Annotated in this window: 12 protein-coding genes; 1 reads left to right on the forward strand and 11 read right to left on the reverse strand. The window is 46.2% G+C overall.

The annotated features are described in order from the left end of the window. Window positions 1–57 precede the first annotated feature (57 nt). Window positions 58–1,515: an erythromycin esterase family protein gene (locus GUA98_RS04920; RefSeq protein ID WP_321573834.1), complete on the forward strand. Its 1,458-nt coding sequence runs from the start codon at window positions 58–60 to the stop codon at window positions 1,513–1,515. A gap of 51 nt (window positions 1,516–1,566) precedes the next feature. On the opposite strand, the gene GUA98_RS04925 is transcribed toward GUA98_RS04920, so the two are convergent. The 11 genes from GUA98_RS04925 to GUA98_RS04975 form a co-directional block, all read right to left on the reverse strand. Beyond that, window positions 1,567–1,989 carry a hypothetical protein gene (locus GUA98_RS04925; RefSeq protein WP_236146724.1) on the reverse strand — a complete coding sequence of 141 codons (423 nt, stop codon included), beginning with the start codon at window positions 1,987–1,989 and terminating at the stop codon, window positions 1,567–1,569. Between the two features lie 79 nt (window positions 1,990–2,068). After that, window positions 2,069–2,506 (reverse strand): GNAT family N-acetyltransferase, encoded by a 438-nt coding sequence (locus GUA98_RS04930; protein WP_193722199.1) that lies wholly within the window; start codon window positions 2,504–2,506, stop codon window positions 2,069–2,071. A gap of 52 nt (window positions 2,507–2,558) precedes the next feature. After that, entirely contained in the window at window positions 2,559–2,984 is a 426-nt protein-coding gene (locus tag GUA98_RS04935) for a GNAT family N-acetyltransferase (RefSeq protein ID WP_193722200.1), read from the reverse strand. 169 nt (window positions 2,985–3,153) lie between these two features. Next, window positions 3,154–5,283 (reverse strand): S-layer homology domain-containing protein, encoded by a 2,130-nt coding sequence (locus tag GUA98_RS04940; protein ID WP_193722201.1) that lies wholly within the window; start codon window positions 5,281–5,283, stop codon window positions 3,154–3,156. Between the two features lie 131 nt (window positions 5,284–5,414). Further along, window positions 5,415–8,042: a LuxR C-terminal-related transcriptional regulator gene (locus GUA98_RS04945; RefSeq protein WP_193722202.1), complete on the reverse strand. Its 2,628-nt coding sequence runs from the start codon at window positions 8,040–8,042 to the stop codon at window positions 5,415–5,417. A gap of 177 nt (window positions 8,043–8,219) precedes the next feature. Then, window positions 8,220–8,819 carry a hypothetical protein gene (locus GUA98_RS04950; RefSeq protein ID WP_193722203.1) on the reverse strand — a complete coding sequence of 200 codons (600 nt, stop codon included), beginning with the start codon at window positions 8,817–8,819 and terminating at the stop codon, window positions 8,220–8,222. A 46-nt stretch (window positions 8,820–8,865) separates the two neighbouring features. Then, window positions 8,866–9,225, reverse strand: a complete 360-nt coding sequence (locus GUA98_RS04955) for a CDP-alcohol phosphatidyltransferase family protein (protein ID WP_193722204.1) — start codon at window positions 9,223–9,225, stop codon at window positions 8,866–8,868. A gap of 346 nt (window positions 9,226–9,571) precedes the next feature. Beyond that, window positions 9,572–11,497, reverse strand: coding sequence for an FtsX-like permease family protein (locus GUA98_RS04960; RefSeq protein ID WP_193722205.1), 1,926 nt, complete (start codon window positions 11,495–11,497; stop codon window positions 9,572–9,574). Then, entirely contained in the window at window positions 11,494–12,249 is a 756-nt protein-coding gene (locus GUA98_RS04965) for an ABC transporter ATP-binding protein (RefSeq protein ID WP_193722206.1), read from the reverse strand. Before GUA98_RS04965 ends, GUA98_RS04960 begins: the two co-directional genes overlap by 4 nt. Before the next feature lie 100 nt (window positions 12,250–12,349). Then, on the reverse strand, window positions 12,350–13,354 hold the full coding sequence (locus GUA98_RS04970; RefSeq protein WP_193722207.1) for a sensor histidine kinase: 1,005 nt from the start codon (window positions 13,352–13,354) through the stop codon (window positions 12,350–12,352). Then, window positions 13,351–14,040, reverse strand: a complete 690-nt coding sequence (locus GUA98_RS04975) for a response regulator transcription factor (RefSeq protein ID WP_193722208.1) — start codon at window positions 14,038–14,040, stop codon at window positions 13,351–13,353. Before GUA98_RS04975 ends, GUA98_RS04970 begins: the two co-directional genes overlap by 4 nt. Window positions 14,041–14,117: the final 77 nt, after the last annotated feature.

Raw genomic sequence — 14,117 nt, forward strand, 5'->3', positions numbered from 1 at the left:
GCCGGAACGTTCAATACGGAATCATTATGTTAATTCATAGATGAAGGAGGCGTTATTTTGAGCTATTTCAGCAAACGAAAAATGGGTGCAGTGCTTGCACTGTCTACAGTCATGCTGGTGAATCTGCTCTACCCAACCGGATATGCAGGTGCAGCTTCATCAACCGCTGTGGAGACTATTCATGGACAGGTAACCCAGGTGGAAACTGCGAAAACATCGGAGGAGAAGATTGCAGAATGGAACAAGTGGGCTAGAGACCACGCATATCGACTGGAGAGCATCCAGCCTGCGAAGACAGGTCAGGAGACCGATTCCTTCTCGGACCTCGAGATGTTGAGACCCCTGCTCCATGACAAGCGAATTGTATTCCTTGGTGAAAGCTCTCATGGGGTTGCCGAGTTTAATCTGGCGAAGACCCGGCTGATCCAGTTTTTGCATCAGGAAATGGGATACAATGTTCTGGCATTTGAGAGCGGTCTCTCCAACACGACGCTGGCTAATGCCACGGCCAACCAGCAGCATGCGGAACAAACAATGAAAAACGCCATTTTCGGCGTCTGGTGGTCCAAGGAAATGATGCCCTTATTCAATTACCTCAAAACAAGTACAAAAACCGAACAGCCCCTCATTCTAACCGGTTTCGACATGCAGCTGCAATTCCCGTTGTTGGATGGTAAGTGGCTGAAAGATAAAGAACTTGCGAATCGTCTTGCACAAACGGAACAAGAATTGGCCAGTTTCTCTGCCGGTACGGATCTGAAAGCCTATCGAGCTGAGAAAAATAAATTCATCCAGGTATACCAAGACGTTCTTCAATCCCTGAGATCCGAACTGAACCAGGCCTATCTGCAAAAAGAATACCCGGATCAGCCCAAGCTTTCCATGCTGCTAGAGCGAAGCCTCAGTGATCGAATTCGCGTCGCGAGGGAATATGTCGATCTTTCCATCCGGGCTACAAGTGAAATGAATGAGGGCAAATATGAGACATTTCTAGATACCATGGAGTGGCGCGATCAGGCGATGCATGACAATCTCATGTGGCTTGCAACCGAAGTTTATCCAAACGAAAAATTTATAGTATGGGGACATAATGATCACATCAGAAAGGCGCAGAGCGAAGTCATGGGCTCGCCCTATCCCATAACCATGATGGGAGAGAAACTTTCGGAAGAAATGAAAAAATACAGTTATGTTTTGGGATTGTATGCATCAAGCGGTCAAACAGCCGATAACACCGGAGGACTTCATGCCGTTGAGCCAGCAGCACCCGGTTCCATTGAAGGTATTATGTCTGCGACGAACACACCTTATAGCTTCCTGGATCTTCGGTACCAGAACAGAGAGACCGGGAACTCCTGGATGTTCGAACCACGATTTTCATACAGCTGGGGCATGATTCCCGAGAGCCTTGTCCCGCGTGATCAGTATGACGGCATTTTGATGATTGACGACGTACATCCGCCGCAATATATCCGCTCCTCCTCATCAGATTCTCAAGAACAAAACAAGGAATAAATACAAAAAGAGAGCTGTCAGCTCTCTTTTTCCTTGCGGTTTTATACGTTCTCACTTCTTGCTGATTTTGAATTTGAACTCCCATGTGGCAGTGTTACCCGAATATCGGCCTCTGTTCTCCTTTACAACAACGGAAAGAGTCTTATTCGTTGATTTGGAGAATGAAGATACTTTGACATTCGCGCTCTTGCTTCCAATATCCGGAATCTTATCCTGTTCTTCGGCTTCCGCTTTTAATTTCAGCGTATCGGTTGATTTCAGATTTAATGTAACCGATGAACCCTCCTTCAGGTTTTTACCGTTCACGCTTGCGCCTATCGCCCATTCGTTGCCGACGGAGTTGTTCTCTACCAGTTCGGCGCTGACCAGCGTCACCGTTACCTTGAGCGTTTTGGCAGCGGCGTAGGATGTTGGGGAACATACGGCGAAGATCAAACTCACAATCATCAAGACATTAGCCCATTTTTTGAACACGAGAGTGCCTCCCTCAGATTCATGAAGTTTTCATATTGACTATGCCTTATTCGCCTTGCTCCTTAAGTAATCCTTCAGGTCAGTTAAAATGCTTCCGGTACCCTTGAACCTTCTCATCCTTGAATCCAAGCTTTTCATAGAAAAGATGTGCTTCCTTGCGTTGATCTCCAGATACCAGAATCATGTATTCGCACCCGAGGTCTCTCGCAATCCGTTCAATCTGGAGCATCAGCTTCTGACCGATTCCCTGTCTTCGTACCTGATCGGATACGATCACATTCTCCACAACCATGAAGGGCATGCATTGTCCCACGAGATCCATGCATTCGATTCCCATAACAGATCCCGCGAGTTCGCCATTGTAAAATGCACCAAGCACATGATAATGACCATTTTGCTGTATGTACTTAAACATTTTCTGCATCTGCTCCTCATTGGTGGGGGTCCCCATCAACTCATTGTACAATTGGCTTAAGGCCGGCAAATCCTGAAGTTCAATGGCTTTGATTGTAACCATAGATCGATCCTCCTAAATTCCTATCATGTTGTTCCGTACTCTATATCTTACCCTACGTCAGATCCTTCTTAAAGTAATAATGACGATGTCCAGTTGGCGCGTTCTCAAGGGTTGTCATCAATTGGTATCCATGCTTCTTGTAGAAGCCCGGTGCCTGGAACGAAAATGTATTCAGCATAATAAAATCACAGCTTTTCTCACGTGCAATACGTTCAATCTCGAGCAGCAATTGGGAACCGTAGCCTTGGTGCCGCTGCTTCTCATCCACCCAGAGAATATCGAGTTCCAACCAGTTCCAGCACAGCGTGCTGAGGACGCCGGCAACGATTTCCCCTGCCTCATTTTTGATATTAAAATTCAATTCCTCATACCGATGCTTCAGATCCTCGCTCAGATGTGCGGCATTAAATGCAATCAGTTGATTACGCACATAGGCTGATTCTTCCGCATTACTTGGATTCAACGTACCTTCGGACATTGTTCATTCTCCTTCCTGTCACTCTCGCCGTTATAAACGGAATCATTCCTATACATTCCTTGAATATTCTAACATTATTGGACTGCATCCAGCATAAAAAAACGCACCTCCAGAGGAGATGCGCAGCACCTGATATTGTCTGATTGCTTGAATTGATAAGCCACTAATTTTAAAGCAATTCTTCTCTCGTTTTAAGCATGACCTCTACGTATCCTGTGTCCATTCTGCCCAGCACGTCTCTAGCCTGCACGTGGATTTGAATCGGGGTTTCACTTGATGCAAGAGCTCTGACGTAGAGCTTCTGTCCTTCCACTCTAACTTCAGCTAGCTGCGAGTCAGGTGACTCTGCTGTGAGAATCAGTGTTGAACGGTCATCATCTTCATCTTCAAACATGTATGCCAGATCGATCTCGGTCTCTTCGTCACCAACATAAACGGTGTTCCCAGCGGGGGCCTCCACCAGAACTGGAGCAGCATCATCGAAATCGTACATCGGTAAACGTTCAATCAGACCCATATGCAAAGTAAAGTCAGGCTCGTCTCTGAGCATAATGGAATTGTAACGGATATTTAAGTTTTGCAGTAAAGGCAGGTCAGCAACTCCGATAGGGATATGATTCAGTTGGTTATCGCCAACGTCCAACACTTGAAGGGAATTCAGGCCACTTACATCAAGTGATGTCAACTGATTGTAGGACAATTCCAGCTCCTCAAGATTTGAAAGTCCTGACACATGGACCTCTGTAAGTTGATTGCTGAATAAATCCAGCTTCTTCAAATGCGTAAAACCTTCAGCATTCACAAGGCTGATGTTATTCCCGGATAGGTCAATTTCCGTAACGTTCATGCCTTTGAAAATTTCGTATCCTGTCAGATCAGAGATGCCCGCATCTCGCGCATACAGTCCTCCGTCCGTCTGTACCAGTGCATCCACCAGTTCCTGCTTGGTTAACGGATCATCCACATCCTTCTCAAGCCAATAGGCAACAGCTCGCGCTAAATTAGGATCAGGGAATTGCCTGCTGATCGTATTCGCAAGGACCGTGATCTTGAGCTGTGCAGTAACACTGGCACCCTGGTTATCGACAGCCTTGACTGTAAGTACAGCTTCTCCTTCTGCCACTGCTGTGAGCTTGATTGTCTGACCATCTACCGCAGTAGAAACAACCGTTTCATCTCCATCTATAATACTAAATTGCAGGCCTTCCCCATCTGGATCACTGAAGTAAGAGGAAGCCTGAAACTCCAGAGACGCATGATCCAGAATAAGTTCCTGATCGGGCAACCCATCGTTAATCACCACTGGGGTTTGATTTTCAGGTTCAGGGTTGGAAGGAGTTTCTGGATTGGTTGGATTGGTTGGATTGGTTGGATTGGTTGGATTGGTTGGATTGGTTGGATTGGTTGGATTCGTTGGCGTTGATCCGCTGCCTCCTCCTGTATTTCCACTTCCACTGCCGGAATTGTTTCCACTCCCATTCGTTGCGTTTCCACCAGAATTACCTGTAACTCCACTACCTGTAGTCGTCCCTTCAACTTCCGTCACTTGATCTGGCTTATCCGAATCAGAACCTGAAGCAGCATCATCCAGTTCTGATGGTTGTTCAAGCGTCTTGATCGCGTCGCTTCCACGCAAAGCAATCACAGCCATTTCTTGTCTTGTTGTAGCACGTTTCGGAGCAAACTGGCCGTTCTCGCCCTTTAACAAGCCCAGTTTAACTGTCTGCTTCACGCTGTCTGCAGCCCATGGACTGATACTGGAAGCATCCTTGAAAGATAGCATGGGGTTCGTACCCCCTGCTTCAGTAAATCCTCTAAACTGAATCAAACGCATCAGAGTCACTGCGAGTTGTTCCCTGGTGACCAATCCGTCCGGACGAAATGTGCCATCAGGATAGCCTTTCATGATTCCTGCAGAGTTTATCAATTCAATAAAAGCAAGGTGATCCGTCTCTGAATTCAGATCCTTGAAAGCTTCGGATGAATTCTGAACTCCAGACTCCTGATTCAAATCCGCCATGCGAACCAAAATATACGCCAGATCACCGCGTGTAAGACTCCCTCCCGGATGAAACAATCCATCCTGCGTACCTGGGAACATCTGTTGTTCTGTAACAATCTCAATGGCCTGTTTCGCCCAAGACGAGGCTTGCTGTAAGTCATTTGTGCTCCCGGTTCCCGTAGCCGCCCCTACGGTACCAGGAACAGTAAGTGATGAGACGGACAATAGAACTGCCAGATAAGGTAAGATTCTGTTGCTTTTGTTTCGTGTTTTTCCTTTGGATAGATGTGTTGACATGGTTAAGCTTTACCTCCCACATGACTCTAACCATGCTTCTTCTTAAAAAGCAAAGTTATTAATTGTCTTTATTGTAGGAGAGACTTCCATGAGAAAATAGTCTACAAAACGATAGACAGCTTGCTGCACATTCACAGCCAGCCCTGCTGTTCGGCAATCTGTACCGCATGCGCACGACTACTCGCGCCTAGCTTCGCAAACACCCGCCTGATATGCGTATTAACCGTTCCTGCCGAAATCCCAAACTCAGCTGCGATTTGTTTGCTGGTTAACCCTTCAGCAATGTATCCAAATACTCGTTGCTCCATGGGACTAAGTCGCACGGAGGGAATACCACCCCGATTTTCTTTTGAAAATGCAGATAGCAGCTCCTTTACATAGGCCAATTTAATGCCCGAATCTGGTATGGAATGCGTACGACGCAAATGCAGGTAGTGCTGCAAAAGGCTTTTGACGGGTTCCCCTTCGTTTATAAAAGAACGAATGTAGCCCTCGGAACTGCCAATCGCTATAGCGCGCAGCAGCGGAGCCATACACTCCTCCTGACGCCCTTGGCGTTGAAGAATCTGAGCCTCAAGCAGTCCGCATTCGACTTGTTCCGTTAACCAGTTCCGTTCTTCAGCAAGCGTACGTATGCGTTTCAGCTCATTCAAGGACTCTTCCTCATCCCCTAACAGGAGTTTAGCCCGCACACGGACAAGCGAGCTGAATACCTGATCACAGCTGATCTCAGGGTTCACGATTTCGATAATGGAGTCATCAACCACGAGCTGTGCTGTTTCAATAGGTTGAATCTCGAGTTGCAATCGGTATTGATGTGCCTGAATGATCGGCTGCCAGTATTCCAGATCCTTAACAGATAACAGAACGCAGAGCTGCTGCAGCAGCTTCATCCCTTCATTCGGTCTGCCTTGAGCCATTTCTATTCTTGCTTTGAGAACGTAGGTAGGGACCAGAAGTGCAGCGACTTTGATCTGGAGTGCAATTTCAAGCGTACGATTCGCATAATGAATCGCTTCGGACAAGCGGTTTTGCTCCAGCTTTATTTCCGCATAGCCAGTACCATAATAGGAGGTCACATAAGAACTCTCGGCAAACCAACGATTCGTAATTGCACCGAAGCATTGTTCGCCTCGTTGCAGGGAACCGTTCACACCGTGGAAGCTGCGCAGACGCATGCTTTCCCTCCGGTCATAATCCATATACTGAAACGCAATATCATCCGGATAACCTTGATCAATATAGGAGATCAGATGGTCAGACAGCCCTTGTAAATCCCTGTTTAGATAAGCCATATAAGCCCTCATCACACAAACGACCTGCAGCAAGTAACTGCTTATCTCAGGTGGCAATTGGCCCTGTAAATGCACCTGAATCATGTGCTCCAGTCCATCAAGCTCTTTCATCATCTCACCATATGGCCGTTCACGAGCAATAAGAAATAAATAGGACATATACAATTTTGGGCGAGCCTTCACTACCTCCTGTGGCAGAACATCGAAGTACCTTCGAAGTGTCCACCATTCACCCATAATAAAATGTGCAAATAACTCCTCCAGCAGTCGGGCTGCATCCTGCACATGCTGTCCATGAATATAATGATCCAGTGCTTCAGCTGCATATCCTTGCTGTTCGTACCAACGTGCAGCCTTCGCATGAAGTGCGTTCACCTGTTCCGTTCCAGAACGAGCAAGCTCGCGCCGCAAAAAGGATGAGAACATATGATGATAACGGAACCAGTACGCTCCCCGATCCATTGTAATTAGAAACAGATGCTCCTTCTCCAGATGTCTGAGCAATTGAGGAGCTTCCCCTATATCGGTCAGTGCTGTGCATAGATCTCCATTCATCCGCTGTACGACAGATGTGCTGAGCAAGAAATGCTGCATTTCCGGGGATTGCCGATGAAACACTTCCTCCAGCAAATATTCGGAAACTGACCGATCACCGTAGTGATGCTGATCATTCTGAGAAGTTGGAGCCAGTCGATCGGCACTGCGCGATCTTACTTGTTCTGTGCTATCGGTATAAGACAGAGCGAGCAGCTTAAGCCCGGCCACCCACCCTTCCGTCTGCTGCACCCAGTTATGGACATCGGAACTGGTAACGTTGAGCTTCAGGGCATCCTGACAGAACTTTACTCCTTCTTCGGCGGTGAACGCCAGATCCTGAAGCATAACCTGCCTAAGCTCACCGCGAAGCTTCAGCTTCTCCAGCTTTAACGGCGGAGATGTCCGACTCGATAATACGAGATGAACGGATGGAGGCATATTCTCAACAAAATACTCCATTTGTTCATGAATCTCTGCTTGAGTTACAGCATGGTAATCATCCAAAAAAAGTAACACCGGTTGATCTGCCAAGGCAAGGTGATTCATTAACAACACCAGTGCTGATCGCGGGTTCATGCTGTATCCTCGCAAAAAATGCGCTAGAATTTCTCGGCAGAAATCCGGCTTAACCCGATCAAGCGCGTGAATAACATACAACCAAAATTGAAGCGAATCCTGATCTTTGTCATCCAGACAAACACAGGCTGCTTGCTCGTGCTGCACCCAGCTGCCTAACAATGTGGATTTCCCGGAACCCGCAGGAGCAGTAAGCAGCGTGACTTTAAACTTGTATAATTGTTCTCTGGTTGAACTGAGCCTTGGACGATCCAACGTATTTGCAGGCAAGGGAGGCAGTTCCAGTTTGGTCTTTAATATCATGAATTGAATCCAGTTTTCCTCTAGACCCGCGGTATGCTCTTGATGCATTAAAATCCTCCTGAATCAGCACACTTGTGCCATTTTCCGATATGTATCATGTGGTTTCAGCTACTACTACAAGTATACTCGGGAACGCTGCTAAGGCCCTATATTTTTTTGATTGCTGTTGTATCATAGAAAAACGGAACCTGCATTGTTCATGCCTGCTCCGTTCTATGGTGTAAACTATTCGGGTAACTCTAATACCCATTTACGCAATGCATTAATTTCTATAAATAGGTCTTTACGGTCATCTTTCGGTCTTGATATATCAAGACCACTTGGTGGATGGTACTCATGCAACATCTTGAACCATAGGAATTCAATAGATCTCAAAATTTCCAACAGAAACGTCCGGGCATGTATGGTGAATTGTGTGAGTATACGGTGGGGAACTAGCTCCAAACGTATAGCAAACCTTAATTGTCCGTATGCATACTGCTCCATTTCAAGCAAGAGCGGATCAATGCCGTAACTTACACAGACTTTGCCCTGCTCCATCAACATACGAATCGCTCTCAGATAATCGTGCCAAATATTCAAGCCACTTGGGACTTCATATCCGATTAAAGGTTGTCCGCGATCATCAAATACGTGAATAACCATCTGAAGAGCGTCAAGACCAAACTTTCTACTCATCATTAATCGTTCTACCTGGTTACGATCATTTACATCGGCATACTGTACCTCCGGCCGTTGTGTCACAGCCATCAGCCAGTTATCTACCCCCGTTTCCTCCTCTATCAATGAACCTGGTTTGACTAGCAAAATTTTAGCTTCAATCAATGCTCTCAACCTCCTTCATCTGACAGGTAAACCGTGGTTCACTAATCTATTTTCCTAATTGGAGCATCTTATAGTTCACCCGTATGTAATTCATCCCGGATAAGAGTGTAATGCCTGCTGCCATCCACAGTAGAGCCATGTCCACTCGGATATCCGTCAGCAGGTGGAATGGGTAATTGCCCAGCAGTATTGCTATGATTGCAGCAACCTGCAGCACCATTTTAAGTTTGCCATACTGATCTGCTGCGAGAGCAATGCCCTGTTCGGTTGCGACCATTCTTATTGCCGTAATCAAAATCTCACGTCCAATAATGATAACCGCGATCCATGAACCGATCATATTTTCTTGTACCATGACGAGCAGAGCCACGGAAATCAACAGTTTATCGGCAAGTGGATCCAGCATGATTAGCCCAATTCATCATATCTCCCCCTTCCATGATAACTCATCCGAAAGTTCTCTTACTTCTAATGATTTCGTCCAACAACCAATTATCACCTGTTTTTCCAAAGGGTATATTTTGATTGTGAAATCTAAAACTAGACAAGAAACTAGCCAGCATACGATATGGAAATGCAAAACATTTTTATATTGACAGGTTCAACACAGAGTCGGATTTCCTTGTTTATAGAATGGAGCAACTGCTTGATATAGCGGAATCAATCCCTTTTTCCTGATAACAAAAAGGCCAGGCTGCAGAGAGACAGCCTGACCTTTTTACGTGATATTTTGCCACATCATTCATTTGAATCTACAACGCTTCCTTAATAACCCGCTTGTAATACCACACCGATAACAGTCCAAAGATGGAATACAGCAGTGTATACAGAATCATGACAATGATTGTTGGTGTCACCAGCTCCGTACCGAAGAAGAACCACCCGGATTTCACCGCAAAATAGCTATGACTCAATCCCACCACCAGCGGAATCCCGAAATTGAAGACCTGCTTGAGTTGAATGCCGTGCAGTAGATTGCCCTGGGTGAATCCAAGTTTGCGCAGGATGGTATAGCTCGGTTTTTCTTCTTCACTTTCATTCATTTGTTTAAAGTATAAGATACATCCAGAAGTAATCAGGAAGGTCAGACCAAGGAATCCGACAATGAACATAATCAGGCCCATACTGGTGCGTTGGTTATTTCTGAACTCGATCTGGGAGAAGCTTGGGGTCGTAAGCTGCTGTTCTTGGAAAACGCCATAAGCCTCTTCTGCTTGTTTCTCATTCACAATGCGGACACCATAGTAATCCGTCGGCTCGCCTTCTTGCAATGAAGGATCAAGATCCTTCTGAAGCTGCTGATAGACCGTGTCATCCACCACAGCTACGGGTGTGCCCTTGGTATAGTATACGGGCAGGACTCCCTGTTTGGTTGTACCTACCAACTGTTGATCGATGGTTTCCTTCAAGCCATGCAGAACGATTGAACCCTTTTCCTGAATGGAAATCATCTGCTTAATAGCATTACCGTACCCCATAAAGATCACTTCACCAGGCTTCAGATTCATATCATCGACCATGCTGTCGCTGACCACGCTGCTGAACAGAAGCTCTCCTTTCAATGATTCATCCACTACTTTGCTGGCATCGATTTCAATATAGATGGGCTGTCTGTGCTTCACCTCATATGGAATCTTTTTCTCCTCAAGCTCTGCTACAAAGCGATTTTTTACACTCGCCTGAGCAAAAGAGAAATCTTCCGGCAAGCTCTCTTTGGCTTGCGCTTCAGCCGAATAGTATGAAATGTAACTCAGTGACAGCATGCCGATGGCAAGCGCGGACACCGTCGTAATAATCGTAAGCAGCAGCGCATTCGACTTCATACGGAACATGATCGAGGATAGCGACAAGACTTCATGGATGGAAAGGTAGCCGTTTTTGCTTTTGCGAATCAGATTAAATATAAAACTGACTGAACCCTTGTAGAACAGATACGTCCCCAGGATGACCGAAAACAGGATCAGGAGCATCATATACATCAGCTGCTGCATATCCAGTGCATGGCCGCTGAACATTCTTGCGGATAATACGTATCCGAACACAATCAGGACAATACCCAGGATGCCGATGATAATCTGTGCGATAGACATCTTCTGTACCTGCTGCTCAGCCTTGGCCGTTACCCGAAAGAGCGAGAGAATACTCTGTGCCTTGATAAAGGTATAATTCATCAGCATGATGAGCAAGTACAGCACCGCAAACACAATCAGGGTCTGGACCAAAGCCATCGGAGAGAAATACAGTTTCGTCATCGCATCAATGCCAAGAATCTTGAACAAAATCATCAGCACCAGCTTGGAACCAAGGAAACCGATCAGAACACCGAGCGCCATGGAGCCGAAATAGAGAACAAAATTTTCTGTACTCAGAATGCCAAAGATTTTTCCTTTCGTCAGCCCAATCAACTGAAATAAACCAATCTCCTTACTCCGTCTCTTAATAAAGATAGTGTTGGCGTAAAGCAGGAAAATGCCCACAATGGCGATCAATAATACGGAAGACGTACCAATCGCCGCCGCTCCTTTGGTCGAGGCCGCCACTTCATCCATGGAAGGATCATACTGCAGCGTCACAAATGAAAAATATAAAGCCACGCTAAAAATAAGCGCAAATACATATAAATAATAACTCTTCAGGTTCTTTCTCAGATTACGGAAGATGATGTAACGCAAGCTCATTGCTGCACACCACCCAACACGCCTTGGGTTTTGATAATGTCGTTGAAGAAGGACTGACGGGACTCGTCTCCTTTATTCAATTGAGTATAGATCTGCCCGTCCCGGATGAAAATTACCCTGCTGCAATAACTCGCGGCAACCGGATCGTGAGTGACCATCACAATGGTAGCCTGATGCTTGACATTCATTTCGCTTAATTTGCCAAGCAGATCCGAAGCTGATTTGGAGTCCAGTGCACCTGTCGGCTCATCGGCAAATATGATACTCGGATCATGAACAAAGGCTCGCGCAGCCGAGGTCCGCTGTTTCTGACCACCCGAAATTTCGGATGGGTATTTGTCTTTTAGTTCATAGATGCCCAGTTCACGGGCAATTTGTTCGAACTTCCGATGTGCTTCCTGCTTCGGCACGCTCGTGATGGAAAGCGGCAGCATCACATTTTCCTTCACGGTGAGTGTATCCAGCAAATTATATTCCTGAAAAATAAAACCAAGATGATGTTTGCGAAATTCAGCAAGCTGCTTCTCCTTCATCCCGGTGAACTCCTTGCCTTCGATCTCAATGGATCCCTGACTTACCCGGTCTATCGAAGAGAGCACATTAAGTAATGTCGTTTTCCCTGAACCCGACGGTCCCATGATGCCTACAAATTCTCCTCTGCCAACCCCGAGATCTATCCCTTTCAGCACTTCCTGCTTATTCAGTTTGTTGCCATATACTTTGCTAATTTTTTTGGCTTCCAGTATCCACATATCCCACACACTCTCCTTTGGTATGTCTCTATCATAGGCGGGATCTGCCAACTTATCGTGCGATTTACCGAACAAAACGAAAAAGCATGTGACATTGTTGTCACACGCCCGTAAGATGCACCATGTCGTTTTTCCGGGGGAAGGTTAGTTTGACGGTTGTGCCTTCTCCGGGAGCAGACTCGACGTGAATGTCCATATGAAGCGTCTGTGCCACCTGCCGGGTCAGGTACAGCCCCATTCCGGTGGCCGCACCTTCCAGCCTGCCTCGGGTTGAGGTGAAACCTTTATCGAAGATACGGGGTAAATCCTGCGCTTCAATCCCTCGCCCGTGATCCTGAATCGAAAGAACGTGATGTCCTTCCTGCTCACAGCTTTCGATGATAATATCCGAGGATTCACTGTATTTCACCGCATTGCTCAGCAGCTGCCTTATCATAAAACTCAGCCATTTACTGTCGGTCAGAACACGCGTAACCTCTAAAGACACATCGAAACCGATTCCTTTGGAAATGCACCAGGATTTCAAGGATCGAATCTCCGCATTCAAAATCGGTTCAAGCTCCGCCTCTTCGATATACAGATCGTTATGCATAAATGGAATTCGCTTCTGATGCAGCTGCTGATCGAGCAGTTGATGAATTCGCAGCCACTCGTACGTCATCTGATTCCGCAGTTTCTCATCCGGTGTACGTTCGATCATTAGCTGCAGCGCCGTGAGCGGTGTCTTCACCTCATGGATCCAGGATAACATCTGGTCCTTCTCCTGCTCGAGCAGAATCAGACTGGATGACGATTCCTTCCGATAGCGCTCGGTCTGAGAGGTTACGGCATCCTGCACGATAAGCTCGTAGGGACTTTCGGCTGTATCCAGATCTGCTAGATCATAGGTATAATCCCAGGTCGTTAGTTTTTTGTAAAAACGGGTTTCCCTCGGATATCTCGCCCAGATAAACACAATGCAAGTCACCACATTCAAGATAACAACGTATGCCAAGGATTGAAGAGGTATGGAAGAATCAATATAGGCAACAAACAAAATGATGAACTGCATGGCTACCAGCAGCAAGATCCAGCTGAGCTTTTCTCTGATGTATTTGCCGATCATGCTTCGGCCTCTTCCGTTGCCATATATCCCTGTCCCACTTTGGTTTCGATATATCCATCCAGCCCAAGTGGCTCGAGCTTCTTCCGAAGCCGATTGACGTTGACCGTCAGCGTGTTATCACTCACAAAGTGTTCATGATCCCACAAGCTTCGAATCATTTCCTCACGGGTGACAATCTGATTTTTGTGCTCTACCAACACTTTGAGAATAAACATCTCGTTTTTGGTCAAAATAACAGCTTCTGCACCCAGCGTAAGTGTATTTTTCACATATTCTATCGCAGCCCCGCGCCAGGTTCGGAGTTCGATGCGTTCCGTATTGTAGTTATATACCCTCCGCAATGTGGCCTGGATTTTCGCGATCAAGACGTCGAAATGGAAGGGCTTCTGGATAAAATCATCCGCGCCCAGGTGCATGGACATGACCATATCCGTAGGATGATCCCGTGAGGACAAAAAGATAATGGGCACGTTCGAGTGAGCTCGAATCATCCGGCACCAGTGAAAACCGTCATACTTGGGCAATTGTATATCAATAATGACCAGCTGCGGCTGAACGTCACTATACTCCTGCATGACTTTGCCGAAATCCTGTATGCCATATATGTCATAAGACCATTGGGATAGCCTTTCCTTGATCTCGCTGAATAAAGATTCATCGTCTTCAATGAGCATAATTTTAAACAAGGTCCTTCACCACATTTCCGTTCTTCTAAGGCTGGAATAAGTTAATTACAAATGAACTAATTCCACCTCATTATGTT

The organism is Paenibacillus sp. P13VS, assembly GCF_015143645.1.
Lineage (GTDB): Bacteria > Bacillota > Bacilli > Paenibacillales > Paenibacillaceae > Paenibacillus > Paenibacillus xylanilyticus_A.

Coding starts and splice junctions, on each gene's coding strand:
- GUA98_RS04945 (WP_193722202.1), bottom strand. CDS start 8,042: ATGCATCAAGAGCATACCGCGGGTCTAGAGGAAAACTGGATTCAATTC.
- GUA98_RS04930 (WP_193722199.1), bottom strand. CDS start 2,506: ATGGTTACAATCAAAGCCATTGAACTTCAGGATTTGCCGGCCTTAAGC.
- GUA98_RS04955 (WP_193722204.1), bottom strand. CDS start 9,225: ATGCTGGATCCACTTGCCGATAAACTGTTGATTTCCGTGGCTCTGCTC.
- GUA98_RS04935 (WP_193722200.1), bottom strand. CDS start 2,984: ATGTCCGAAGGTACGTTGAATCCAAGTAATGCGGAAGAATCAGCCTAT.
- GUA98_RS04970 (WP_193722207.1), bottom strand. CDS start 13,354: ATGATCGGCAAATACATCAGAGAAAAGCTCAGCTGGATCTTGCTGCTG.
- GUA98_RS04940 (WP_193722201.1), bottom strand. CDS start 5,283: ATGTCAACACATCTATCCAAAGGAAAAACACGAAACAAAAGCAACAGA.
- GUA98_RS04965 (WP_193722206.1), bottom strand. CDS start 12,249: ATGTGGATACTGGAAGCCAAAAAAATTAGCAAAGTATATGGCAACAAA.
- GUA98_RS04960 (WP_193722205.1), bottom strand. CDS start 11,497: ATGAGCTTGCGTTACATCATCTTCCGTAATCTGAGAAAGAACCTGAAG.